At 73.3% G+C, this 24,052-nt stretch carries 27 protein-coding genes; 10 read left to right on the top strand and 17 right to left on the bottom strand.

Going from position 1 to position 24,052, the window contains the following annotated elements; all coding sequences use genetic code 11:
- Positions 1 to 6: 6 nt before the first annotated feature.
- The 17 genes from BLS43_RS22750 to BLS43_RS22670 all read right to left on the bottom strand — a co-directional run bounded on the left by BLS43_RS22750 (position 7) and on the right by BLS43_RS22670 (position 15,983).
- Positions 7 to 327 (bottom strand): EthD family reductase, encoded by a 321-nt coding sequence (locus tag BLS43_RS22750; protein WP_093088636.1) that lies wholly within the window; start codon positions 325 to 327, stop codon positions 7 to 9.
- Positions 328 to 351: 24 nt separating this feature from the next.
- Positions 352 to 717, bottom strand: a complete 366-nt coding sequence (locus BLS43_RS22745) for a hypothetical protein (RefSeq protein ID WP_245707710.1) — start codon at positions 715 to 717, stop codon at positions 352 to 354.
- A complete protein-coding gene (locus BLS43_RS22740) occupies positions 714 to 1,079 on the bottom strand; it encodes a hypothetical protein (protein ID WP_093088635.1) in 366 nt (121 codons plus the stop codon). The genes BLS43_RS22745 and BLS43_RS22740 overlap by 4 nt, the downstream gene beginning before the upstream one ends.
- Positions 1,080 to 1,172: 93 nt before the next feature.
- On the bottom strand, positions 1,173 to 1,835 hold the full coding sequence (locus tag BLS43_RS22735) for a TetR/AcrR family transcriptional regulator (protein WP_218129950.1): 663 nt from the start codon (positions 1,833 to 1,835) through the stop codon (positions 1,173 to 1,175).
- Positions 1,836 to 1,926: 91 nt separating this feature from the next.
- The gene (locus BLS43_RS22730) at positions 1,927 to 3,045 is read right to left on the bottom strand and encodes an acyl-CoA dehydrogenase family protein (RefSeq protein WP_176921486.1); all 1,119 of its coding nucleotides are present in this window, start codon (positions 3,043 to 3,045) and stop codon (positions 1,927 to 1,929) included.
- Complete coding sequence (locus tag BLS43_RS22725; protein WP_093088633.1) at positions 3,042 to 4,352, bottom strand: acyl-CoA dehydrogenase family protein; 1,311 nt, start codon at positions 4,350 to 4,352, stop codon at positions 3,042 to 3,044. The genes BLS43_RS22730 and BLS43_RS22725 overlap by 4 nt, the downstream gene beginning before the upstream one ends.
- A 10-nt stretch (positions 4,353 to 4,362) precedes the next feature.
- Positions 4,363 to 5,508, bottom strand: coding sequence for a thiolase family protein (locus BLS43_RS22720; protein ID WP_093088632.1), 1,146 nt, complete (start codon positions 5,506 to 5,508; stop codon positions 4,363 to 4,365).
- Positions 5,505 to 5,927: a Zn-ribbon domain-containing OB-fold protein gene (locus BLS43_RS22715; RefSeq protein WP_093088631.1), complete on the bottom strand. Its 423-nt coding sequence runs from the start codon at positions 5,925 to 5,927 to the stop codon at positions 5,505 to 5,507. Before BLS43_RS22715 ends, BLS43_RS22720 begins: the two co-directional genes overlap by 4 nt.
- Positions 5,924 to 6,715 (bottom strand): SDR family NAD(P)-dependent oxidoreductase, encoded by a 792-nt coding sequence (locus BLS43_RS22710; protein ID WP_093088630.1) that lies wholly within the window; start codon positions 6,713 to 6,715, stop codon positions 5,924 to 5,926. The genes BLS43_RS22715 and BLS43_RS22710 overlap by 4 nt, the downstream gene beginning before the upstream one ends.
- Positions 6,712 to 7,938 carry an acyl-CoA dehydrogenase family protein gene (locus BLS43_RS22705; protein ID WP_093088684.1) on the bottom strand — a complete coding sequence of 409 codons (1,227 nt, stop codon included), beginning with the start codon at positions 7,936 to 7,938 and terminating at the stop codon, positions 6,712 to 6,714. Before BLS43_RS22705 ends, BLS43_RS22710 begins: the two co-directional genes overlap by 4 nt.
- On the bottom strand, positions 7,935 to 8,750 hold the full coding sequence (locus tag BLS43_RS22700; RefSeq protein WP_093088629.1) for an SDR family NAD(P)-dependent oxidoreductase: 816 nt from the start codon (positions 8,748 to 8,750) through the stop codon (positions 7,935 to 7,937). The genes BLS43_RS22705 and BLS43_RS22700 overlap by 4 nt, the downstream gene beginning before the upstream one ends.
- Positions 8,747 to 9,778 carry a phosphotransferase family protein gene (locus BLS43_RS22695; RefSeq protein WP_093088628.1) on the bottom strand — a complete coding sequence of 344 codons (1,032 nt, stop codon included), beginning with the start codon at positions 9,776 to 9,778 and terminating at the stop codon, positions 8,747 to 8,749. The genes BLS43_RS22700 and BLS43_RS22695 overlap by 4 nt, the downstream gene beginning before the upstream one ends.
- A gap of 86 nt (positions 9,779 to 9,864) precedes the next feature.
- On the bottom strand, positions 9,865 to 10,653 hold the full coding sequence (locus tag BLS43_RS22690; RefSeq protein WP_093088627.1) for an enoyl-CoA hydratase/isomerase family protein: 789 nt from the start codon (positions 10,651 to 10,653) through the stop codon (positions 9,865 to 9,867).
- A 57-nt stretch (positions 10,654 to 10,710) separates the two neighbouring features.
- Positions 10,711 to 13,194, bottom strand: a complete 2,484-nt coding sequence (locus tag BLS43_RS22685) for an ATP-binding cassette domain-containing protein (RefSeq protein ID WP_093088683.1) — start codon at positions 13,192 to 13,194, stop codon at positions 10,711 to 10,713.
- A 5-nt stretch (positions 13,195 to 13,199) separates the two neighbouring features.
- Positions 13,200 to 14,069: a branched-chain amino acid ABC transporter permease gene (locus BLS43_RS22680; protein ID WP_093088626.1), complete on the bottom strand. Its 870-nt coding sequence runs from the start codon at positions 14,067 to 14,069 to the stop codon at positions 13,200 to 13,202.
- Between the two features lie 13 nt (positions 14,070 to 14,082).
- Positions 14,083 to 14,781: a nitroreductase family protein gene (locus tag BLS43_RS22675; protein WP_093088625.1), complete on the bottom strand. Its 699-nt coding sequence runs from the start codon at positions 14,779 to 14,781 to the stop codon at positions 14,083 to 14,085.
- A gap of 5 nt (positions 14,782 to 14,786) precedes the next feature.
- Positions 14,787 to 15,983, bottom strand: a complete 1,197-nt coding sequence (locus tag BLS43_RS22670; RefSeq protein WP_093088624.1) for an ABC transporter substrate-binding protein — start codon at positions 15,981 to 15,983, stop codon at positions 14,787 to 14,789.
- Positions 15,984 to 16,219: 236 nt separating this feature from the next.
- Between BLS43_RS22670 and BLS43_RS22665 the strand changes: the two genes are divergently transcribed.
- The 10 genes from BLS43_RS22665 (at position 16,220) to BLS43_RS22625 (ending at position 24,052) form a co-directional block, all read left to right on the top strand.
- Positions 16,220 to 16,969, top strand: coding sequence for an SDR family NAD(P)-dependent oxidoreductase (locus BLS43_RS22665; RefSeq protein ID WP_245707708.1), 750 nt, complete (start codon positions 16,220 to 16,222; stop codon positions 16,967 to 16,969).
- Positions 16,966 to 18,015, top strand: coding sequence for an alcohol dehydrogenase catalytic domain-containing protein (locus tag BLS43_RS22660; protein WP_245707706.1), 1,050 nt, complete (start codon positions 16,966 to 16,968; stop codon positions 18,013 to 18,015). The genes BLS43_RS22665 and BLS43_RS22660 overlap by 4 nt, the downstream gene beginning before the upstream one ends.
- 80 nt (positions 18,016 to 18,095) lie before the next feature.
- Positions 18,096 to 19,415 (top strand): MFS transporter, encoded by a 1,320-nt coding sequence (locus BLS43_RS22655; RefSeq protein WP_093088622.1) that lies wholly within the window; start codon positions 18,096 to 18,098, stop codon positions 19,413 to 19,415.
- Complete coding sequence (locus BLS43_RS31295) at positions 19,412 to 19,618, top strand: SDR family NAD(P)-dependent oxidoreductase (protein ID WP_245707704.1); 207 nt, start codon at positions 19,412 to 19,414, stop codon at positions 19,616 to 19,618. Before BLS43_RS22655 ends, BLS43_RS31295 begins: the two co-directional genes overlap by 4 nt.
- Before the next feature lie 8 nt (positions 19,619 to 19,626).
- Entirely contained in the window at positions 19,627 to 19,893 is a 267-nt protein-coding gene (locus tag BLS43_RS32120) for an SDR family oxidoreductase (RefSeq protein WP_425438562.1), read from the top strand.
- A gap of 232 nt (positions 19,894 to 20,125) precedes the next feature.
- Entirely contained in the window at positions 20,126 to 20,563 is a 438-nt protein-coding gene (locus tag BLS43_RS22645) for a MarR family winged helix-turn-helix transcriptional regulator (protein ID WP_093088621.1), read from the top strand.
- A 50-nt stretch (positions 20,564 to 20,613) separates the two neighbouring features.
- Entirely contained in the window at positions 20,614 to 21,921 is a 1,308-nt protein-coding gene (locus tag BLS43_RS22640; protein WP_218129958.1) for an MFS transporter, read from the top strand.
- The gene (locus tag BLS43_RS22635) at positions 21,918 to 22,487 is read left to right on the top strand and encodes an isochorismatase family protein (protein ID WP_093088620.1); all 570 of its coding nucleotides are present in this window, start codon (positions 21,918 to 21,920) and stop codon (positions 22,485 to 22,487) included. Before BLS43_RS22640 ends, BLS43_RS22635 begins: the two co-directional genes overlap by 4 nt.
- Positions 22,488 to 22,640: 153 nt before the next feature.
- Entirely contained in the window at positions 22,641 to 23,093 is a 453-nt protein-coding gene (locus BLS43_RS22630; protein WP_093088619.1) for a DUF1931 family protein, read from the top strand.
- Complete coding sequence (locus tag BLS43_RS22625) at positions 23,093 to 24,052, top strand: AraC family transcriptional regulator (RefSeq protein WP_093088618.1); 960 nt, start codon at positions 23,093 to 23,095, stop codon at positions 24,050 to 24,052. Before BLS43_RS22630 ends, BLS43_RS22625 begins: the two co-directional genes overlap by 1 nt.

The raw sequence follows: 24,052 nt of genomic DNA, 5'->3' as shown, positions 1-24,052 counted from the left end.
GCCCCCTCACGCCCGGAACATCTCGCGCTCGTCCCCGAGCAGGGCGATGCGCTTGCCCCGCATGGAGCCGACGTGCTTGATCGCGGCCTGCCACTCCTCGCTGGCGAGGGCGGCGCGGGCGGCGGCCTCGTCGTCGAAGCTGAGCACGGACAGGCCGTCCCAGCCCTCCGAGCGCGGCTCCAGCGCGCTGGACACCGCGGTGTGGCGCCAGGCGCGCAGGCCCGGAAGGGGGTAGGTGACCTCGGCGTGCTCACCACGCCACCAGGTGATGAACTGCTCGTGCGTCCAGTCCGAGGGCCGGGCGGCGAGCAGGGCGAGGTTGAACATGGCTGGCTCCTTCTGCGGGATGACTCAGGCCTCGATGTCGAGCAACGGGGAACGGCCGATCATCAACGCGGCCACCTTCCCGTCCGCATCGATCCGGGCGACGGCGACGAAGGTCGACTCGAAGTCCGCACCGCGACGGGCCTGGCCGAGGACGTGCTCGTCGCTGCCGACCGTGGCCGAGGACAGGACGTGGTGGGTGAGGACGCTCTTCTCGCGCTGGGCGAGGTAGCCCTCCATCGCCTCGCGGCCGCCCGCGAAGTCGCGGGCCTCACCGCCGCCGGTCCCGAAGACGATCGAGAACCGGAACTCCGGGGCGATCATGTCGAGGATGTCCTCGGGTGTGTCCGAGTCCATGACGGCGAACCACCGGGTCAGGACCGCGGCGCTCACGCCGCGCCCCCGGGCAGGGGGAACATGCCGAAACCCGGGTGGAAGAAGGCCTGGTAGCGCGCGACCCGCTTGTCGGGGGAGATCAGGGCGACCGACGAGAACGATCCGGTGCCCCGCCCGTCCCCCTCGGTGATGACGCCGTAGACCATCTCCAGGTCGCCGTCGACGCTGCGCCGCAGCACGGTGTGTCGCCGCCCCACGGCGGGACGACCCTCGATGTAGTCCTGGAGGTCCGCGTGCCCGTCGCCCGTCACCTCCGCGCCGGGAAGCGCGATCAGGAACGCGATGTCCGGCTCGGCGAGATCGAGCGCCGAGAGCGGCTCGGGGCCGTCCAGCCGGGTGTAGTACTCCTCGATGATCATGAAGCCGTCCTCCCTGACGACCGGCCTGAACTGAGTTGAGTTCAATTCGGTATCTCGACTGTAATCCGCCGAGCGACCGCCGACAAGGGCCGGTCAGCTCGCGGCGGCAGTGGCCTCCGTCGCGGGCAGCTCCCCCACGACCATCCGGACGGTGCAGTCCACGAGGAACTCCGAGACCGCGGGCAGGGACTGCGATCCACCCGGCCGGTACCAGCGCCACACGCTGACCAGCAGGCCGAGCACGGTGCGCGACATGATGACCGGGTCGTGCGCCGGGAACTCCCCGGACCGGGCGCCCCGCTCGATCAGGTCCACCCAGTTGCGCTCCACCCGGGCGACCAGCTCACGACAGGCCAGCCGCTCGGTCTCCTCGCGCTCGGAGGACCGGGCGTTCGCCAGCAGGGCGATGTTGGCCTGCAGGATCCGGTTCTGCTGAACCTCCTGCGGTGACAGCGCATAGGCCGCCGCCGCGCCGGCCCGCAGCGCCGCCACCGCGGTGGGCGAGTCCTCGGTGGCCCGGCGGAACGCCGCGTCGGAGTTGCGCAGGCCGAGCCGCATGATCGTGAGCAGGCAGTGCGCCTTGGACTCGAAGTAGTGGTAGAGCGCCGTCTGCCCGATCCCCACCCGGTCCGCGACCTCGGACCACTTGGTGGCCTCGTACCCCAGCTCGCCGAAGCACTCCACGGCCGCGGCCAGGATGGCGGGCCGCTTCGACCGTGGCCCGTCCGACGCGTCGGTCAATGCCTCGATGCTCACACGATCACTCCCTCGGGCCGCTACGAGGGCCAGCGTAGCCGGAGGACCCGAACCGGGTTCACCTCGACTTCGTGGAGTACGCGCCATGCGCTCACACTCCCAGCTGGTGGAGCAGGGTGTCGCGGCTCGCGGCGGCGGTGTCGAACAGCGCGGCGCCCGTGGCGGCGCGCCGTACGTGCAGGTGGGCCGGATGCTCCCAGGTGAAGCCGATCCCACCGTGCACCTGCACCGTCTCCCCCGCCACCCAGGTGTAGGCCTCCCCGCAGACCAGCGCGGCCGTCGCGGCGGCGACCGGGAGCTCGTCGGGGGCGTCGGCGGCCGCCGCGGCGGCCCAGAGCGCGGCGGACCGCGCGGCCTCCACCCGTACCGCCATGTCGGCGCAGCGGTGCTTGATCGCCTGGAAGGTCGCGATCGGTCGGCCGAACTGCAGGCGTTGGGCGGCGTAGGCGACCGCCATGTCCAGCGCGGCGGCGGCCCCGCCGGCCTGCTCCGCGGCCAACGCGGCACGGGCGCGGTCGAGGACCTTCGGCACGATCGCCCGGGCACCTCCCGCGACCAGCGTGGCGGGGGCGCCGTCGAACAGCAGCTCCGCGAGGGGGCGGGTGGGGTCGAGGGTCGGCAACGGCCGCCGCACGAGGCCCGCGGCACCCTCGTCGACCAGGAAGATCGCGGGCTCCCCGGCCACCGTCGCCACGACGAGCAGTACGTTCGCGGTGTCGCCCTCCAGCACGAGCGTCTTCGCGCCGGACAGCCGCCAGCCGTCGGAGCCGTCGGGACCGTCGGGACCGTCGGGCTCCGCGACCGTGCCCACGGCGTCGGGATCCCAGCCGTCGAACCCCTCCAGGTAGGCGAGGGTGGCGGTGACCTGGCCGGACGCCAGCTCCGCGAGCAGGTCGGGCGCGTCCGCGTGCAGCAGCACACCCACCCCGAGGACCGCGGTGGAGAACCACGGCAGCCGCACGAGTGAGCGCCCCAGCTCCTCGGCGACGACGGCGACCTCGCGGAACGTCGCCCCCGCGCCGCCGTGCTCCTCCGGGACGTCGAGCCCGACGACGCCGAGCTCGGTGGCGAAACGACGCCAGACCTCGGCGTCCCAGCCGTGCTCGAGCCCGCCGAACACCGCCTCCGTGTCCCCGTGCCGCGCCAGGAAGTCCCGGACGACCTGGCGGAGGTCCTCGGCGTCGGCGTCCGGGGTGAGTCGCAGGCTCATGCCGGATCGTCCCCGTCGTCCGCCGCCGCGCTCAGGATCTCCGCGAAACGCGCCTGCGCCTCCGCGCGACGGGTGGGCAGGATGTAGGGCGGGAACAGCCCGTCGTCGGGCTCGGTGCCCCGGAGCAGGAACTGGGCGAGGTTCACCTTGTGCACCTCCGTCGCGCCGTCCGCGAGCCCCATGTGGAAGGACTCCATGACCCACTTGCCGAAGGGCAGCTCCTTGGAGATGCCCAGCGAGCCGTGGATCTGGATCGCCCGCCCGGCGACGTCGAGCAGCACCTTGGGCATGGCCGCCTTGACCGCCGAGATGTCCGCGCGCACGCGCCGGTAGTCGTTGTAGCGGTCGATCCGCCAGGCCGTGCGCAGCACCAGCAGCCGGAACTGCTCGATCTGGATCCAGGAGTCCGCGATCATCTCCTGCACCAGCTGCTTGTCCGCCAGCCGCGAGCCCTTGGTCGTCCGCGACACCGCGCGGCGGGTCATCATCTCGAACGCCGACTGCACCAGCCCGACCGTGCGCATGGCGTGGTGGATCCGCCCGCCGCCGAGGCGGGTCTGCGCGACCGCGAAGGCCTGGCCGCGCTCGCCGAGGAGGTTCTCGGCCGGGATCCGGACGTCGGTGTAGCGCAGGTGGTTGTGGCTGCCGACCGGCTCGTCGTGGCCCCAGACCGACACGTCCCGAACCCGCTCGATGCCGGGGGTGTCCGCAGGGACGACGAACATCGACATCGACTTGTGCGCGGGCGCGTCCGGCTCGGTGACCGCCATGACGATGAGGAACTCGGCCCAGAGCGCGTGGGAGGAGAACCACTTCTCCCCGTTGATGACCCACTCGTCGCCGTCGAGCACCGCCGTGGTGCGGAACCCGGTCGGGTCCGAGCCGCCGTGCGGCTCCGTCATCGAGAAGCACGAGACGATCTCGCCCTCGATCAGCGGTTCGAGGTAGGTCTTCTTCAGGTGGTCGGTGCCGTAGTGGGCCAGGATCTCCGCGTTGCCGGAGTCCGGGGCCTGGCAGCCGAACACCACCGGCCCCGAGTGCGTGCGGCCCAGCTTCTCGTTCAGCAGCGCCAGCCGCAGCTGCCCGTAGCCGGGCCCGCCCAGCTCCGGTCCGAGGTGCGCCGCCCACAGCTTGCGCTCGCGGACCCGCTGCTGCAGCGGCTTGATCAGCGCGTTGCGCACCGGGTCCCGCGGGTTCCACGCGTGCTCGATGACCTGGTCCACGGGCTCGATCTCGTCCCGGACGAACTCCTCGACCCAGTCGAGCTCCTCCTGGAGCTCGGGGTCGTTCTCGAATCCCCAACTCATGTCCGTGCTCCTAGCGGGTCAGGACCGTGCAGGCGGAGATGCCCGGCGCCCCGTAGACGTGGGTGAACCCGACGCGCGGGTCCCCCGGTACCTGGTGCTCGCCCGCGTCCCCGCGCAGCTGCAGCACGTTCTCGTAGACCTGCCGCAGCCCGGACGCCCCGATGGGCTCGCCGTTGGCGATGCAGCCGCCGTCGGTGTTGACCGGCAGGCGGCCCTCGATCGCGGTGGCGCCCGAGGCGATCAGGTCCTCCTGTTCGCCGTGGGCACACAGGCCGGTCTCGGCCATGTGCATCAGCTCCGCGCCGGTCTCGGTGTCCTGGATCTGCGCCACGTCCACCTCGGACGGCGCGATCCCCGCCGCGGCGAACGCCGCCGCGGACGCCTCGACGGTCGGCGAGTCCGCCCGGTCCGTGGCCAGCCACGGCGAGAAGACCTCGAACGAGCCGTACCGCCTGCTGCGGAAGGCCGCGCCCTGGAGGAACACCGGCCGATCGGTGTACTCGCGGGCCTTGTCCGCGCGGCACAGCACCAGCGCGACGGCGCCCTCGGCGGGCGAGCAGTACATGTACTGGGTCAGCGGGTGGCTGATCATCGGCGCGGCCTCGATCTCCGCGGCCGGGATCGCCGTGCGCCGCCACGCCATCGGGTTGCGGGCGCCGTTGCGGAAGGCCTTCTCCGCGATCGTGGTGAGCGCCCCGGGCTTGAGGTCGTGCTCGTGGAGGTAGCGCTGGATCTTCATGCCGAAGAACTGCGTCGTGATCATCATGCCGGTCTCGCCGTACCAAGGCCCGATGCCATGGACTGCGGGATCGGTGTTGAACGCGCCGCGCGGGTGCTTGTCGAACCCGATCACGATTCCGACGTCGTGCTGCCCGGACCGGATCGCCGCGTCCGCCGCGATCAGCGCCGATCCGCCGGTGGCGCAGCCGTTCGCCACGTTGATGAACGGCAGGCCGGTCAGCCCCAGCTCGGAGACCAGCGTGTCCGCGTCCCCCGCGGAGTGCGACCCGCCGAAGCCGAACCGCATGTCCGAGAACCGCAGGCCCGCGTCGGCCAGCGCGGCGCGGGCGGCGTGGACCGCCTGCGCCCGGCCGGACACCCCCTCGGTGCGGCCGAACCGGTGCATGCCGATCCCGACGATCGCGACCTCGCTCATGACGACACCCCCACGAAGGCGAACGTGTGCACGGGTTCCCCGGACCCGTCGTCCCGGAAGGGGGTCAACACCAGCTCCATGGGCATTCCGATCTCGAGCTTCTCCGGGTCCGTCTCGACGAGCCGGGTCTCCACGATCAGCTGCCCGGGCAGCTCGACGTACGCCACGGCGTAGGGCTCGTAGGCGGCGGTGCCCGTGTAGGGCGCCTTGGGGGTGAAGCCCTGCGAGGTCCAGGACCAGAGGGTCCCGGTCCGCGCGAGCGTCACGTCCACCATGGACGATCCGGTGCACCGCGGGCAGCCGTCCTGCACGGGGAAGGTGTGGGCGCCGCAGCCCGCGCAGCGGCTGCCCCGCAGCGCGGGTCCCTCGGGGGTCTCGACGAACAGCGCGTCGTCGACCGTCGTCCTCCCGGCGATCACGGCGCGGCCAGCCGTCCGCCGTCGACGGCGAGCAGGGCGCCGGTCGTGTAGCCGGCGTGCGGGCCGCAGAGGTAGAGCGCGGCGCCGACGATCTCCGACGGCTCCCCCACCCGCTTCGACGGCCAGTCCCGCGCCATCCGCTCGACCGCGGCCGGGTCCCAGGACCTGCTGATGTCCGTGGCGAACGGCCCGGCGAGGATCGAGTTCACCCGCACCGACGGCCCGTACTCCTGGGCGAACCCGGCGGTCAGGGTGTTCAACGCCGACTTCGCCGCCGTGTAGGGCAGGTCGCCCGCGGTGGGGCGCTGCGAGCCCATCGAGGAGATGTTCAGCATCGCCCCTCCCCCGCGGGCCGCCATGCGCCTCCCCGCCGCGGCGAGCAGCCGGAACGGGCCCTTCACGTTCACCGCGAAGACCTTGTCGAACAGCTCCTCCGACACCTCGTCGAGGCTCGGGTACGTGGGCGCGATCCCCGCGTTGTTGACCAGTACGTCCACCGGGCCGAGAGCCTCCTCGACCTCGTCGAGGAGGGTGCCCAGCCGGTCCCAGTCCCCGACGTGCGCGGCGTGCGCGGTGACCCGGCGACCCGTCGCGGCGGCCAGCTCCTCGGCCAGTGCCTCGCAGGCGTCCTTCTTGCGCGACACCACGGCCACGTCCGCGCCCGCGGCGGCGAAGCCGATCGCGATCTCCCGGCCCAGCCCGCGCGAGCCGCCGGTCACCAGGGCGGTCCGGCCCGCGAGGGGTTGCTCCGTGGCGCGCGCGGCGGCCACGGCCTGCTCGATACTCATCTCGGGATGTCCTTCCACGCCACACCGCGGTCCGCGCGGGGCTCGGGCGGTAGCCCCAACAGGCGCTCCGCGATGATCGTGCGCTGCACCTCGTCCGACCCGCCCGCGATCCGGTAGCCCGGCGCGCCCAGGTAGTGCTCGGTCCAGCGGTAGGTGCCGTCGGCCGCGTCGGCGACCAGGCGGGGGCCCAGCACGGTCGCCGCCGCGTCGGACACCAGCTTGAGCCTCGTGGCCCAGGCCAGCTTGCGCAGCGAGCCGATCGGTCCCGGTTCGCCGCCCGCCAGGCGGGTCTCGCGGTCCCGTTGCGTCGACAGGGCGGCGATCCTCTCCGCGACCCACACGTCCGCCAGCGCGCGACGCACCTCGGCGTCCCCCGTCCGGCCGAGTGCGCGCGCGTCCGCCACGAGCTGGGTGAAGCCACCGCCCAGGTCGACGTTCGCCCCGGAGCTGCCGCGCTCGAACCCGAGCGTGGCCAGCGTGACCCCCCATCCGCCGCCGACCTCGCCGAGGCGCAGCGAGTCCGGGATCCGGACCTCGTCGAGGAACACCTCGCAGAACGACGAGCCACCCGACATCTGCCGCAGCGGCCGCACGTCCACCCCGGGGGTGTCCATCGGCAGCAGGAACGCCGTGAGCCCCTTGTGCTTCGGCACGTCCGGGTCGGTGCGGGCGATGAGCTCGCCCCACCCGGCGAACTGCGCACCCGAGCTCCAGACCTTCTGCCCGGTGACGACCCAGGAGTCGCCGTCTCGCGCCGCCCGGGTCGAGAGCCCGGCCAGGTCCGAGCCCGCCGACGGCTCGGAGAACAGCTGACACGCCAGCGCCTCCCCGCGCAGCAGCGGCCGCACCAGCCGTTCCTTCTGGGCGTCGGTGCCGAACAGCTGCACCGTCGGCGCGATCAGCTCGGTCGACACCGACGTGAGCTCGTGCTGGCCGGGATGGGCGAACTGGCGCTCCACCTCGGCGAACGCCTCCTCGTGCAGGGCGGACAGCCCCGCGCCGCCCTGCTCGACGGGCCACGAGATCGCTCCGTACCCGGCGTCGAACTTGACCCGCAACCACTCCTGGATCCGCTCCAGCAGCGCCCGCTCCTCGTCGAAGGGCAGGTCGTGGAACACCGCCACGGAGCGGCCCGCGGCATCGCCCCGTGGCGGCAGGTTCTCGGCCAGCCACTTGCGCGCGGTGTCCGCGTAGTCGGCCAGCTCCTTCTCGTCCACCCTCATCGCGCCGTCCACCCGCCGTCGATCGCGAGGACCTGGCCGGTGCAGTACGTCGAGGCGGACGACGCGAGGAACAGCAGCGCCCCGTCCAGCTCGGCAGGCGTGCCCGCCCGGCGGACCATGGTGTTGCGCTCGATCCACTTCACCGAGGCGGGGTCGTCGAACATCGCGTCGTTCATCTCGGTGCGGAACCAGCCCGGGGCCAACGCGTTCGCCCGCACCCCGCGAGTGCCCCAGTGCCCGGCGAGCTGGCGGGTCAGGCCGATGAGGCCGGCCTTGCCCGCCGCATAGCTCGCACCGCCCCGCGGTGCCGTGGCGACGACGCCGACGATGGAGCTGACGTTGACGATCGACAGCTCCCGACCGTCCGCGGCCCGCGCGGCCAGCTGCGCCAGGTGGAAGGGACCGGTCAGGTTGGTCTCGAGCACCTGGGCGAACGCGGCCGACTCCTCGTGCAGCGGCTTGGCGCCGCTGCCGACGCCCGCGTTGTTCACCAGGACGTCCAGCGGGCCGGTCTCCGCGACGATCCGCTCCATGAGCGCCACGCGGTCGGCCTCGGACGAGACATCCCCGGCCACCGGGCGAATGCGGGGCTCGCCCGCGGCCAGGGCCTCGAGCCGCTCCTTGCGCCGCGCGGCGGCCCACACGGTGGCCCCCGCCGCGGCGAGGGTCTGCGCGAACCGCGCCCCCAGGCCGGACGAGGCCCCCGTGACGAGAGCGGTCCGTCCGGTCAGGTCGAAGATCTCGGCGGGCGTCCGGACGCGCCGTGTCGTCGATTCGCTCGCACGCTCGCGCTGTGCTGTCGGCTCGCTCACTGGCCCTCCCCCAGCAGCCTGCTCGCGTCCCGGATCATCGCCGCGATCGCCGGGGGCAGGGTCTCCTGCACCGGGTCGTGGTGCTTCCCGGTGCGGTGGCGCACCAGGTTGTGTCCCATGATCGCGGCCATCTTCATCCGGCCGAACGCCCGGAACCACACCTCGTCCTGCCGCGTGCCCCCGTCCGTGCCGCGGGCGGCGCGGTACTCGGCGCCGAGCTCGTCCTCGGTCGGCAGGCCGGGGACGACCCGCCCGGAACCGGGGAACAGCGCACCGTCGGTGAACACCCCGAACCAGGCCAGGTCCACGCGCGGGTCGCCGAGTCCCCAGATCTCCCAGTCGACCAGTGCGGACGGGGCCTCGCCCACGAACAGCAGGTTGCCCAGCCGGAAGTCACCGTGGACCACGGTGGGGGCCACGGCGGCAGGGACCTCCGCGGCGAGCCGGGCGAGCAGCTCCGCCGACCCGGGCCGGAGGTCGTCCGGGACCGCCTGCATCGTGCGGGACCAGCGCTCCAGCTCCTCGGTCGGTGCCGCCACCGCGGGCAGCTCGGCCCCGGTCCCGGAGACCGCCCGGGCCAGGTCGTCGAGCGACACCGCGTGCAGGGCACCGAGCACGCGCGCCGCGGCCAGCATCCGGGTCCGGGCCAGCTCGGCGGTGATCGGCGCCGAGACGTCGAGCACCGGCTCCACGGCCTCTCCGGCCACCAGGTCCATCGCGAACCATGCGGGCTCGGCCTCGTCGCGGGCCCGCACCCCCGGCAGCGGGACACCGCGACCGGCGAGCGCCGCGAGCGCGGTGGCCTGGTGGAGGACGTCGTTGCGTCCGACGGCCCGGCGACCCGGCGGCACCGCCTTCACCACGACCCCGTCCGAGGCCGACCGCAGCGCGTACGTGAGCCCCGACCGACCGCCCTCGAGGACGGTCAGCGGTCCCGCGTCCGGCACCGCGAGCGCGGTGCGGACGCGCGCCGCGAGCGCGGGATCGGCGTCCTGCACGGCCTCGGTGGTCGACGTCGACCTGGTCATGTCACTCCTTCAGCGACTCGAGCCGGATGCGCCCACGGCGGGTCGGGGGTCCGTGTCCGGATCCCCGACCCCGGTGATGGGCAGGGTCAGCGACCCGTCCACTTCGGGTCGCGCTTCTCCAGGAAGGCCGCGACCCCCTCGGCGGCGTCGTCCGAGTTGAGGGTGACCCCGACCGCCAGGTGCTCCAGGACCATCAGCGAGGCGATGTCCGCGTCGAGCCCGCGGTCGACCGCCATCTTGGTCAGCTTCATCTGGAACGGGCTCTTGTCGGTCAGGTGGCTGATGAACTCCTCCACCGTCGCGTCGAGCTCGGCGGCGGGTGCGCTGAGGTTGATCAGGTCGAAGTCGGCCGCCTGCGCACCGGAGAGCAGCTTGCCGGTCAGCATCAGCTCCTTGGTCTTGCGGATGCCGATCATGCGCGGCAGGCGGTAGATCGGGCCCGCGCCGCCGAACAGCGCGCGGCGGATGTGGAAGTCCCCGATCTGGGCGCTGTCGTCCGCGATCGCGAAGTCGCACGAGATCATGACCTCGAAGCCGCCCGCGGTGACGTACCCCTCGAGCACCGCCACCGACGGCTTGCTCATGTTGTAGAAGCGGTCGCAGACCTTCGCCGAGACGACGGCGACGTCCATCGCGGTGCTGGACCCGATGAAGTCCGCCTGCAGGCTGTCCAGGTCGAAGCCCGAGGAGAAGGTGTTCCCGCGCCCCCGCACCACCACGACCCGCAGCTCCGGGTCGGCCTCGATCTCGGTGATGTACTCGTCGAGCTTGTGCAGCATCGGCACCGTGATGCAGTTGCGCTTGTGCGGCCGGTTGAACCAGATCCGGGCGACGTGACCGTCGCGCTCGAGCTGGATGTCGTCTTCGACTGCCATTGGTCCTCCAACTTGAACTGAATTCATCTCAGATACTCGGTCCCGGTGGCACCGATGTCAAGGCCGAACCGGGTGCTCCGTGGAACTCGCGCCGAAGTAGGCCCGTTCGGCCCGCACGGCGAAGCTCGGGTCCTCGGGCGAGCCGGTCGCGCCGATCACGCCCTCGTGCAGGACGACGACCTCGTGGGCGACCGTGAGCGCGCGGGTGAGCAGCTGCTCCAGCACGACGACGGTCACGCCGTCCTCGGCCAGCCCGGCGATGCGGCCGTAGACCTCGTCCACCAGCGCGGGAGCCAGGCCGAGCGCGGGTTCGTCCACCACCACCAGCCGCGGGTCGGCGATCAACGCCCGCGCCACGGCCAGCAGCTGCTGCTCCCCTCCGGACAGCGCGGCGGCGGGCAGCCCCAACCGCGTTCGCACGCGTTCGGGCAGCCACTCGGCCGCGTCGTCGATCCGGCTGCGGAGCTCGCGGCCCTTGACCCCGGCCGCGTAGCCCGCGACCTCCAGGTTCTCGCGGACCGACAGGCTCCGGAACAGCGCCCGGCCCTCCGGGACCAGGCTGCTCCGCACCGGTTCCGGCACGGTGCGTTCCCCCGCGGTCGGGGTGAGCGACCCGTGCAGGATCTGGCCCAGGGTGCTCTTCCCCGCCCCGTTCGCCCCGACGACGGCGAGGACCGCCCCGCCGCGCACCACCAGGTCGATGCCGTCGAGGGCCGTGACCCCGCCGTAGCGGTGGGTCACGCCCGTCAGGCTCAGGACCGGTTCGGCTCCCGCACGGACGAGCGGACGCAGACGCTCCGCCGTCGTCACCCCCAGGTAGGACCGGCGCACCTGCTCGTCGGCCATGACCTGGTCGGGGGTGCCCTCGCCGATCGGGCGGCCGAAGTCGAAGGCGACGACCCGGTCGGCGACCGCGAACAGGTCCTCGAGGACGTGGTCGATGATGACCACCGAGGTGCCTGCCGCGCGCACCCGTCCGATCTGCGCGGCCAGCAGCCCCCGCTCGGCGGAGTCGAGGCCGCCGAAGGGCTCGTCCATGATCAGCAGCCGGGCGTTCTCGGCCCGCGCGCGGGCGAGGTCGAGCCGCTTCTGCGGCCCGAACGGCAGCTGGTCGGGATGGCGGTCACCGAGACCCGCGAGCCCCACCTGCGCCAGGAGCGCCTCGACCGCGCGACGCCGGTCGGCGGTGACCCACCGGCTGGTGCACAGCAGGTTCTCGGCCACGGTCAGCTCGCCGAAGACCTCCGCGTGCTGGAACGTGCGGCCGATCCCGAGCCTGCGCCGTCGGGTCGCGCGGACCCGGAACAGGTCGGCGCCCGCGAACGTGGCCGAGCCGGTCGTCCGACCGCCCGAGAGCAGGCCGCACAGGGCGTTGACCAGGGTGGTCTTGCCCGCGCCGTTGGGGCCGATGATCGCCACGACCTCACCGGGTCGCACCGTCAGCGACACCCCGTCCAGGGCCTGCAGGCCGCCGAAGGCGACCCCGAGGTCGCGGACCTCGAGCTCGGCGGTGTGACTGCCGACCGCAGGCGGGTCCGCCGTGGCCGGGGGCGGCTCCGGGACCGCCTCGGACGGGGGCCGGATGCGGCGGACGAGCGTCCGCAGCAGGGCGCCGAGCGACGGGACGACCCCGGTGGGGAGCAGCAGCAGGGTGAGGATCAGCAGCGCTCCCTGGAGGATGAGCTGGTCGATGCCGAGCAGGCCCGCGAGGGTGGGTGCGAAGGCGAGGAACACCCCGCCGAACACACCGCCCGCGACGGCCCCGACCCCGCCGAGCACCGCGGCCGCGACGCTGTTGATGCCCAGCGTCAGGGAGAACGTCTCGGGGCTGACGAACCCGGTGATCAGCCCGAGCAGCACGCCCGCCAGCCCGGTCGCGGCCCCGCTGACCCCGAACGCCAAGGCGCTCTGGGCCTCCGGGGCCACGCCCACCGAGCGGGCCACGACCGGGTGCGACTTCGCCGCGACCATGCGCATCCGCAGGCTCGTCGACCGGGCGAGCACCGCGATCCCGACGACGACGCCCGCGGTCAGGATCGCCGCGACGACGGCGTCGGCGCCGCCGCCGGCCAGCGTGCCCCCGAAGAGGCTGGGCAGCTCGCCGACGGCTGCGCCCTGGTCCCCGCCGGTGACGTCGACCCAGCGGTTGATCACCTCGAGCGCGACGAGACTGAACGCCAGCGTGAGCAGGGCGATGTAGAGCACGGAGAACCGGGCGCCCGCGAAGCCGAGGAACGCACCACAACCGCCCGCGAGCACCATGGCGACCAGGACGGTCGGCTCCAGCGCCCAGCCGTGCGACGACCCGAAGGCCACGGTGTAGGCCCCGATGGCGAACAGGGCCGGGTGCCCGACCGACCAGATCCCCGCCCAGCCCGCGAGCAGGCCGACGCTGAGCACCAGGACGGTGTAGGTTGCGGCCAACGCGACCGAGTAGGCCTGGTAGGCGGGCAGCGCACCCCCCTCGATGGCCACCACGAGCAGGACCGCGGCCAGCGGAGCGAGCAGCGCCCGCACCGCGAGCCGCCACGACCACAGCACGGCGTTCACACCCTTTCGAAGCTGCGGGTGCCGAAGAGTCCCTGCGGCCGCAACAGCAGGATCAGCACGGTGAGCACGAACACGAACGTGTCGCGGAAGTTGGCCGACACGTAGGACGCGGCCAGGTTCTCGAGGACGCCGATCGTGACGCCCCCGATCACGGCGCCGTGCATGCTCGTGAGGCCGCCGAGGAAGATCCCGGCGAAGGCGCGGAACAGCGGCGCCGAGAGCACCATCGGCGCCAGCCCGACCTTGGGGACGTAGAGCACCGACGCGAGCGCGGCGAGTCCGAGCCCGAGCGCCCAGGCGATCCGCGCCACCTTCTGCGCGGGCACGCCGATGATCTGCGCGGTCGTGGCGGACTCCGCCGCGGCGCGCATGGCCGAGCCGAGGGTGGTGCGGGTGAACAACCAGCCCACCGCCAGCATCGCGACGGCGGACACCCCGATCACCACGAGGTCCTGGGTGGCGAGCGCCGCGGAGCCGATCGTCACGCGCCCCTCCACCAGCGGGGGGAAGGCCCGGGGCTCGGTACCCCAGACGTCGGCGACCGTCGCCTCGACGACCAGCGAGACGCCCATGGTCATCACCAGCGCCGCGAACAGGCGGCCCGTGCCCAGCGGGCGGAGCAGCACCTCACGCACGATCAGCCCGACGACGACGGCGACGAGCACCGCCGCCAGCAGACCGGCCCACACCCCCAGGCCGCGGTTCACCACCGTCAGCGCCACGTACACGGCCAGCGTGGCCATGCTCGCCAGCGCGAAGTTCACGACGTCGGTCGCCCGGTAGATGATCACCAGGCCCAGTCCGAGCAGCCCGTACACGGCACCACTGGCGATGCCACTCACCACGACGAGGAACAGATGATCCATCGGAATGCCCCTCTCAGGCCGGCTCGGTGATCAGGCCGGCGACGGCCGGGGGGCGCGCGAGGTCGGGGTCCCACCGGTCCCAGTGGACGACCTCCTCGACCGCGGGACGCGCGGCGGGCCGGAAGTCCGTGCCCCTCGTGAAGGCCAGCGGTGTGAGACAGACCTGTTGCACCGTCTCGAACGGGATGCCGAGCAGCTCCGCCACCTCACGCTCACGGGCGAGGTGCATCGTCGTCCAGCAGGTCCCGAGTCCGCGGGCGCGAGCCGCGAGCATGAAGCTCCACGTCGCAGGCAGCACCCCACCGAGCAGTGACGCGCTCGCGAAGGCGGGCACCCCGTCGAGCCGGGCCCCGTCCAGACAGGCGAGGACGAGGGTGCCGACCTCGTGCAGGGCCCGCTCCAGGGCGTCCGCGGAGCGCCCCGTCCGCCGTTGGACCTCGGCGGACGCGGCGTCCGCCGTCGCCACCCGGCCGATGTATCCCGCCGACTCCACGTACGAGTTCGTGTAGATGTCGGAGTAGATCTCCGCCAGGGCGGTGCGCACTGCGGGGTCGCGGATCACCACGAACCGGGTCCGGGCGACGTTGGACCCCGCCGGGGCCTGCAACGCGAGCTCGACGCACTCGCGCACCAGCTCGATCGGGACCTCGCGGGACGGGTCGAGTCTGCGTCGCACCGCCCTCGTCGTGGCCAGGAGCTCGTCGGCGTCCACCGACGTCAGCTCCGGTCCGGGGCGCTGACGAAGTCGCCGACGGCCGTCCACTGCCCGCCCTGGACGGTCACCCGCTGCACGTCACGGGTGCCCACGTGCCGGTCCGCGGAGAACGACATCGTCGGGGCGACGCCCGTCTCCACGGCCGTCGCGTTGCGATAGGCCTCCGCGATCGACTCGGCGGTCACCGGGCCCTGGATCGTCTTCGCGACCTCGGCGAAGACCGCCGCATTCGCGTAGCCCAGCAGCGTGGAGTAGTCCGCGGGCTGACCCGATGCGTACTTCGCCATGACCTCGCGGAACTGCGCCATCGCAGGGCTGGGGTCGCTGGGTGCCCGCACGAGCGACACCGCGCGGAAGTTCTCGGCCGCCGGTCCGGCCAGCGTCACGACCGTGTTCGACGCCAGGGGCGCGTATCCGTACGCGGGCAGGGTGACACCCTGGAGCTGCGCCGCCTTGAGGTAGGCGGCCGCCTCCGGCGCGGGGAGGATCAGCATCACGGCGTCCCCGCCCAGCGCCTTGACCTGGCTGACGGCCGGCGCGAAGTCGGTGGTCCCGAGCTTGACGGGCACCGCGGTGGTCGTGGCCGCGGCGTCGGTACGGGCCGCCGCCGGGCCGATCTGCGCCGCGACGTCCGCGAACGCCTTCGGGTCGTCGTGCACCACGACGAGCTTGCGCGCCCCGGACTCGACGGCCCACTGCGCCATGGCCGCGGCCTGGTCCTCGTAGAGGGTCTGGGTCCCGAAGAGCAGGGGCCGGGGCGGGTCGTACCAGGTGGCGACGCCGCCGTAGTGGTCGACGATCGGGATCTTCGACTGGTCGAGGACGAACGGGAACGCCGCCTCGGAGGGCGCGACGCCGTTGGCGTTGACGATCGCCACGACCCCGTCCTGCCCGACGAGTGCGCGGGCGGCCTGCACCGTCTGCTGCGGGTCGTAGGCGTTGTCCTTGACGATCCAGTTGACCTGGCGGCCGTTGATCCCGCCGTTGTCGTTGAGCCAGCTGAAGTAGGCCTTCGCCCCCTCCATCTGGGGCACCCCGGAGGCGGCCTGCGCGCCGGACAGCGGGATCCACGCACCGATCGTGATCGGGCCGGACCCGTCGCCGCCCGCGGCGGACTGCGCTCCGCCACCGCACGCGGCGACCGCGAGGGTCAGCGCCGCGGCGAGGATCGCGAGCGCACCCTTCCGTCGTATGGTCATCCCTACTCCTTTGCAGAGACGGCAAACTGAGATGACTTCAGTTTGATTCGGCGGGAACGATAGAGTGTGGTGGCACACACCACAAGCGTCCATTCGGCGTCTGAACAGAACAGATGCGCCTCCTCGCCGCCTCCCCGACCGGGCTGTGATCGACTCCGGTGGTCCGTGGACAGGCTCGCTGCACGGGCAATATCATGAATCGATCTCAGTTCGGGGTCATGGTCGAAGGAGACAGCGTGGTGGCACGGTTCGCGGGACGACGAGCACTGCTCACCGGGGCGACCGGCGGGCTCGGCACCGCGATCGTCACCCGGCTCGTGGCCGAGGGGGCGTCCGTCGCCCTCACCGACACCGACGCCGACGCGTGCGCGCGGCTCGCCAAGGACCTGGACGGCGAGACCCTCGCCCTCCCGCTCGACGTGGCGGACGAGGCGGACTGGGCCGCCGCCGTCGCGACCGTCGAACGCGAGTGGGGCGGCCTGCACGTGCTGGTCAACAACGCGGGGATCGGCAGCCTCGGGACCGTCGAGGACGAGCCCCGCGAACGCTGGGACCAGGTGGTGGCGGTCGACCAGCTCGGCACCTGGCTCGGGATGAAGCACGCCGGGCCGCTGATCGAGCGCAGCGGCGGCGGCGCCGTGGTCAACGTCGGGTCGATCCTCGGCGCCACGGGTGGGCTCGCGAGCAGCTTCTCCTACGCCGCGGCCAAGGGCGCCGTCCACTCCATGACCCTCAACGCCGCGCTCCACTGGGCCACCCGCGGCGTGCGGGTGAACGCCGTGGTCCCCGCCTTCATCGGGACCGCCCCGCTCCTCGAGCGCTTCGGGGGCACCGAGCGGCACGCGGAGATGGTGGCGAACACCCCGATGGGCCGACTGGGACGGCCGGAGGAGGTCGCGGCCGCGGTCGCGTTCCTGGCCTGCGACGACTCGGGGTACACCACCGGCTCCGAGGTCTTCGTCGACGGCGGCTGGTCGGCCCGATGACCGAGCCGACGATGCGCGCGATGCGGAGGACGGCCGCCGGGGCCGAGCTCGTCGAGATCCCGGTCCGGGCGCCCGGGACCGGCCAGGTCCGGCTGGCCGTGCTGGCGGCGGGGGTGTGCCACTCGGACCTGCACGTGGTGGACGCCCCGGTGGCCTGGGAGCTCCCGTTCACCCTCGGCCACGAGGTGTGTGGGCGGGTCGTCGAGACCGGGCCCGGCGTGGATCCGGCCCTGCTCGGACGGCAGGTCGTCGTCTACGCGCCGTACGGCTGCGGCGACTGCGCGCGCTGCCGGGACGGCGCGGCGAACTACTGCGACCACCGCCGCACCCTGCCCGCCGCGGGGGTCGGCCTCGGCATCGACGGCGGCATGGCCGACGAGGTGGTCGTCGACGCCTGGCGCCTCGTCTCCGCCGAGCGCCTCGATCCCGCGTTCGCCGCCGCGCTGACCGACGCGGGCCTCACCTCGTTCCACGCCGTGTCGGGCAGCCTCGACCGGCTCGACCGTCCCGACGCCCTCGCCGTGGTGATCGGCGTCGGCGGGCTCGGGCACCTCGCCGTCGGCATCCTCCGCCGACTCACCGAGGCCCAGGTGATCGGCGTGGACAGCCGCCCGGAGGCCGTCGCGCTGGCCCGCGAGTGCGGAGCGACGGCGGCGGTCGCACCGGAGGACGCCGCCGACGCCGTCGCCACGATGTCGAAGGGTCGGGGCGCCGACCTCGTGATCGACTGCGTGGGCGCCCAGGCCACCGAGGAGCTCGCCGCCTCGGTCCTGCGCCCGGCGGGCGACCTGGTGATCGTGGGCAGCGGTGGTGGCGCCCTGCCCCTGTCCAAGCCCGGCCCCCTCCCGTCGGGGGCGCGGGTCCGCCTCCCGTTCTGGGGCACCCGCCCGGAGCTGGTCGCGCTCGTGGACCTCGCCCGCACCGGCGGTCTCCGCACCCGGGTCACCGAGTTCGGCCTCGACGAGGCGCCGTCGGTGTTCGACGACCTCCGTCGGGGACGGATCACCGGGCGGGCCGTGCTCGTCCCACCCGCCACCAAGTCTTGAACTGAGATCAGTTCATCTCTAGATTGGGTCCGTCCCGCACGGTCGGTGCCGGACCGCAGTGCCAGCGCGAAGGAGCGCCCATGACGCAGACACCGGAAGACGCGACCCGGATCGGCCGTCGGGCCAGTCTCGCCGCGGCCGTCGGAACCGCCATCGAGTACTACGACTTCGCCGTCTACGGCTACCTCGCCGTCGTCCTGGCCCCGCTGTTCTTCCCCAGCCAGGACGGCCTCATCGGGGTGCTCAGCACCCTCGCCGTCGTCGCCAGCGGGTTCCTGGCCCGGCCGCTGGGCGGCCTGTTCTTCGGTCGGCTCGGCGACCGGAAGGGCCGCCGGGCGGTCCTGATGGCCACGGTCACGGTCATGGGCATCGCGACCGTCCTCACCGGCCTGCTCCCCACGTACGCCACGATCGGCGTGTTCGCCCCGATCCTGCTGACCCTCCTGCGCATCCTGCAGGGCTTCTCCGCGGGCGGGGAGATCGGTGGCGCCGCCTCCCTGTCCACGGAGTCCGCCCCGTCGAAGCGTCGCGGGCTGTTCGGGTCCGCCACCTCGGTCGGGATCTCGCTGGGCCTCGCGGGCGCGGCGGCCGTCGTCGGGACCCTGACGAGCCTCACCTCGCCCGAACAGATGGCGAGCTGGGGTTGGCGCGTCCCGTTCCTCATCGCCGGCCCGCTGCTCGTCGGCGCCGTGCTGTACCGCATGCGGGTCGAGGACTCGCCCCTGTTCCAGGAGCTGGTCGAGCACTCCGAGCCCACCAAGGCACCGATCTCCGAGGTCGTCCGCGAGCACAAGGCCGCCACCGCGCGGGTGGTGGGCATCGCCTACGCGACCATGACCACCGGCGGTCTGTCGTCGGTGTACCTGCTAGTGCACCTCTCGGCGGTGCTCGGGTACTCGCTGTCCGGCGCGCTGTGGCTGATCGTGCTCATCGTGCTGATGCCTCTGGGGCTGATCCCATGGGCGGGCTCGCTCAGCGACCGCTTCGGACGACGACGGGTCCTGGCCGCGGGCCTGGTCGGCTTCCTCATCCTGGGCGTCCCGTGCTTCTGGGTGATGCAGCAGGGCTCGCTGCCGCTGGCCATCCTCGCGGCGCTCGTGCTGAACATCCCGTTCGGCATCCAGCAGGGCGTGGTCTACACCCAGTACTCCGAGCTGTTCCCGACCCGGGTGCGCTACACCGGCGTCTCCCTGGGCTTCAACATCGGCGGCGTGATCGGATCCGGCCTGGTCTCGGTCATCGCGACCTCGCTCGTCGCCGCGACCGGCAACAGCCTCTCCCCCTCCTGGTACCTGGTGTTCGCGGCGATCGTCGGGCTGCTCGTGGTGGCCACGATGCGGGAGACGTCGAGGTCCGACCTGTCCTCCGACGTGCACACCCCCGCCGACCAGAAGGCGTGACCGGCCCGGAGGGGCTGCGCGTCGTCGTCACCAGCGGCGGCAGCGGCATCGGGCGGGCCACCGCCGTCCGACTCGCCACGGCGGGCGCGGCCGTCGCGGTCCTCGACGTCCGCGGCCACGACGAGGTCGCCGAGATTTCGCCGCACATGGTCCCGCTGGCCTGCGACGTGTCCGACGCGGCGGCGGTGCAGTCCGCGGTCTGACCCGGGGGGTGGCCGCCGAGTACGCCGACCGCGGGATCCGGACGAACTGCGTCTGCCCGGGCGGGTGGACACCAACCTGGCGGCGACCAGCGCGGCCTACGGCGGGTTGGACCCCGCCGTGCGCAGCGGGATCGCGGGCCGCGTCGCCGCACCGGTGTCCCGCGCCGCGGGACCCGGACGAGTTCGCCGCCGTCATCGAGTTCCTGCTCTCCCCCGGCGCGTCGTTCATGACCGGAGCGGCCGTTCCCGTCGACGGCGGGTACACCGCGGTCTGACGACGCTCCCCGTCGTCGCCTGTCGTCGCCGCCCGGGGGTCGGCGGTAGGTCCACCCCCGCCAACCGCGCCACGTCCGCGAGCGTGGGGCGACGCCGCAGCCGTTCCGCCATGCGTCCTCCCGTCCGGCGACGACGGTAGCCGCCGCGACCGGCCCCGGCGACGGTCGCGCTCGGGGGCCTCTGTGATTCAACAGTCACAACTGTTCAGTTAAAACTGTCTATCCTGGGGGCGTGAACGACCTCGCCCCCTCGGCCCTGCGCGCCTCGCAAGACGTCCGCACCGTGTTCGGCAGGCTTCGGCGACGGCTGCGCGAGGTCGACACCGGGGGCGGGCTCACCCCGTCGCAGACGGCGGTGTTCGTCCGGCTCGCCAAGGACGGCGACTCGACGGCGAGTGTGCTCGCCGCCGCGGAGGGGGTCCGGCCCCAGTCGATGGCCACGATCCTCGCCGCGCTGGACGCACAGGGGCTGATCGAGCGCCGCCCCGATCCCGAGGACGGCCGCAGGCAGCTGATCACGCTGTCCGCGGAGGGTCGCGAACGCGCGGCCGGGGACCGGGAGACCCGCCGGGAGTGGCTCGCGCGGCGGCTGCACGAGGACTTCACCGAGGCCGAGCGGCAGACCCTGATCGACGCGGCCGCACTGCTGGAGCGACTGGTGGAGCGGTGACGGCGCCCGCCCGGGAGAACGCCTTCGACCGCAGGCTCGTCCCGCCGATGATGCTCGGCGCGGTGCTCAACCCGATCAACTCGTCGATGGTCGCGGTGGCGCTGGTGCCCATCGGGATCGCCTTCGGCGCGCCGCCCGCCGACACGGCCTGGCTGGTGTCGGGGCTCTACCTGGCCACGGCGATCGGCCAGCCGGTCGTCGGACGCCTGGTGGACACGTTCGGCCCGCGGCGGCTCTTCCTGGCCGGGTCCGCGCTCGTCGGCGCGGGCGGCGTCCTCGGCGCGCTGTCCCCGCAGCTCTGGGTGCTCGTGCTCGCCCGGGTGCTGCTGGGGTTCGGGACCTGCGCGGGCTATCCGGCCGCGATGTACCTGATCCGCAGCGAGGCCACCCGCACCGGCCGGGACAGCCCGGCCGGGATCCTGACCCTGCTCTCGGTCGCCACCCAGACGATCGCGGTCGTGGGTCCCACCCTCGGCGGGCTGCTGATCGGCGCAGGGGGCTGGCGGGCCGTGTTCGCGGTGAACGTGCCGCTCGCGGCCGCCACGTTCGGCCTCGGTGCCCTGCGGCTGCCGCGCACCCCGCGCACGGCTCCCGCGCCGCGCCTGGACCACGCGGGCATCGCGCTGTTCGCGACGACGCTCGTGGCGCTGCTCCTGTTCCTGACGGACCCCGCCCGGGGGTGGCTGCTGCCGGTGGCCGTCGCCGCGGGCGCCGGATTCGCGTGGCAGGAGCTGACCGCGTCGGACCCGTTCCTCGACCTGCGCGTGTTCGGTGGGAACCGGCCGCTGCTGGCGACCTACGGCCGCACCCTGCTCACCTACGTCGTCTCGTACGCGTTCCTCTACGGCTTCACGCAGTGGCTGGAGGACGGCCGGGGGCTGTCGGCGTCCGTGGCCGGGCTGATGCTGCTCCCGATGTCGGTGACCGCCGTCGTGGTCGCGGCACTGACCGGGCGGCGGGCCGCGGTCCGGGGCAAGCTCGTCGTCGGCGCCGTCGCGCAGGTGCTCGCCTGCGCCGCCCTGCTGTTCTTCGGCGACGGGACCCCGCTGTGGGTGGTCGTCGGGCTGGCGATCCTGGTCGGGATCCCGCAGGGCCTCGTCAGCCTGGCCAACCAGAACGCGCTCTACCACCAGGCCGATCCCGAACGGATCGGCGCGTCGGCCGGTCTGCTCCGGACCTTCGGCTACCTCGGCGCCATCGTGGCGTCGGTGGGCAACGGTGTCTTCCTGGCCGACCGCGCGGACACCACGGGGCTGCACCGCCTCGCCCTCTTCCTGCTCGTGGTGGCGGTGGCCTTCCTCGCCGTCACCCTCACCGACCGCTCCCTGCGGTCGGTCCTTCGAAAGGACCATCGATGACCGTGACCACCCTCGACCCGACCAGCGCGCTCGTCGTGATCGACCTCCAGAAGGGCATCGTCGGCCTCCCCGTCCGACCGCACCACCCGACGGACGTCGTGGCCCGCACGGTCCGGCTCGCCGAAGCCTTCCGCGCGGCGTCCCGGCCCGTCGTGCTGGTACGGGTGACCCTGCGTGCCGACGGGTCCGACGCCACACCCGGCCGCACCGAGCACCCGAGCCGGATGGGCACCCCGCCGCCGGGCTGGGACGAGATCGTGCCCGAGCTCGCGGGCGACCCCGCCGACATCGTGGTGACCAAGCGGAACTGGGGCGCCTTCCACGGCACCGACCTGGACCTCCAGCTGCGCAGGCGGGGGATCACCCAGATCGTGCTCACCGGCGTCGCCACGAGCGCCGGGGTGGAGTCCACAGCGCGGGCCGCCCACGAGCACGGCTACCACGTGACCACGGTGGTCGACGCGATGGCGGACCGCGACGAGGAGACGCACCGACACGCGGTGGAGCGGATCTTCCCGCGCCTCGGCGAGACGGGCACCACCGACGAGGTCCTGGCGCTGCTCTGACACCGACACCGTCACCGAGGCGGCCCGGGCCCGGTCGCCCTGTCGGGCCGAGGTCCCGCACCGAGGTTGCGTCTGCGGGACCGAATCGGAGCCGACGCGGCTTTGCCACGGTGGTGGCCCGTCGGCGCACGTGGACGAACAGGGGGTACGGGCATGGCCGGTCCGTCGAGTGTTCCGGTGTTCGAGCGGTTCTTCCGCTCGGTCGCGCAGCTCAAGGTGGACAAGAACGACGTGCGGCGGTTCCGCGAGTTCGTCGACGAGATGGTCGACGACATCGCCGTCGCCGGCCGCAACTGCGCCCGGGCGAACGGCCGGGACGTCATCGCCCCGATGGACCTCCCCCTCACGAAGGGGCTCCAGGAGCGGATGCGGGAGTTCGACAAGCTGGAGGAGGCGCCCGACGTCCGCGCCGTCCTGGCCCAGGTCGTGCGGCGGCCCCCGGCGGACGTGACCTTCTCCGAGGACACCGAGGCGGTGCTGCCCGAGCTGTTCGGCGGCCTGGGGATCGCCTTCGCCCGGGCCCTGCGCATCGCCGACCCCGAGGTCGTCAACCCCGGTACGGAGCTCTGGGACCGCGTCACGGCGCTCTTCCGGCAGGTGTACTGATGACCGCTCCCCGGTTCGCCGACGTCCACGTGACGGACATCGGCCGGGTGGACGACCTGCTCCCGCCGAGCGTGCACCTCGACCACGCCCCGACGGCACCGTTCGCCTTCCACAGCCACCGGGTCGCCCGTGGCCCCCTGACCGTCGAGGAGATGGCCGGCACCGAGGGGGTCCAGCTGCGGCTGCCGGACGGGCCGACGTATCGGATCGGGGTCCCGGTGCGGGCGCCGCTGCAGGCGGGCCATCGCGGCGAGCAGCTGGAGCTGGGGCCCGGCGTCGCGGCGGTCCTCTCCCCGTGGGAGGAGACCACGCTGCTGACCGGCGACCGCTTCGACCTGCTGCTGTTCGACGTCTCCTCGGCCGCCCTGGAGGGCATGCTGGAGGCGCTGCTCGGCCGGACCGTGCCCCACCCGTTCCGGCCGGCGACCACGATGCCCGTCGGCGCCGCGGCCGGCGGGTCGTGGGCGGGCACGGCGCGGCTGGTCGCCGACGGCACCGCCGACACCGCCGCGGCGCTCGCGAACCCGGTGAGCGCCGATCCGCTCCAGGACACCCTGCTGATCCGGTTGCTGCTCGCCGCCGACCACGCGCACCGCGACGCGCTGGACGAGCGCGTCCCGACGTGGGGTCCCCGGACCGTGCGCCGCTGCGTCGACTACATCGAGGACCGGGCGGAGCTGCCACTGACCCTGGCAGGCCTCGCCGCGTACGCCGGGCTGAGCATCCGGGCCCTCGAAGGGTGCTGGCTGCGGCACCGGGAGAGCCGCCCCGGGCACGACGTCGGTCGGGTCCGGCTCGGGCGGGCCCACCGCGACCTGGAGTCCGGCCTGCCCGAGGAGACGACGGTGAGCGCGGTCGCGAGGTCGTGGGGGTTCCGGCCGCAGGCCTTCCTGACGGCCTACGGCACGCGGTTCGGCCGCTCCCCCGGACAGACCCTGCGCGGCCCCGTCTTCGCCTGA

The sequence above is a fragment of the Pseudonocardia oroxyli genome (assembly GCF_900102195.1).
Taxonomy (GTDB): domain Bacteria; phylum Actinomycetota; class Actinomycetes; order Mycobacteriales; family Pseudonocardiaceae; genus Pseudonocardia; species Pseudonocardia oroxyli.
This window is presented reverse-complemented; position numbering and strand designations above follow the sequence as displayed.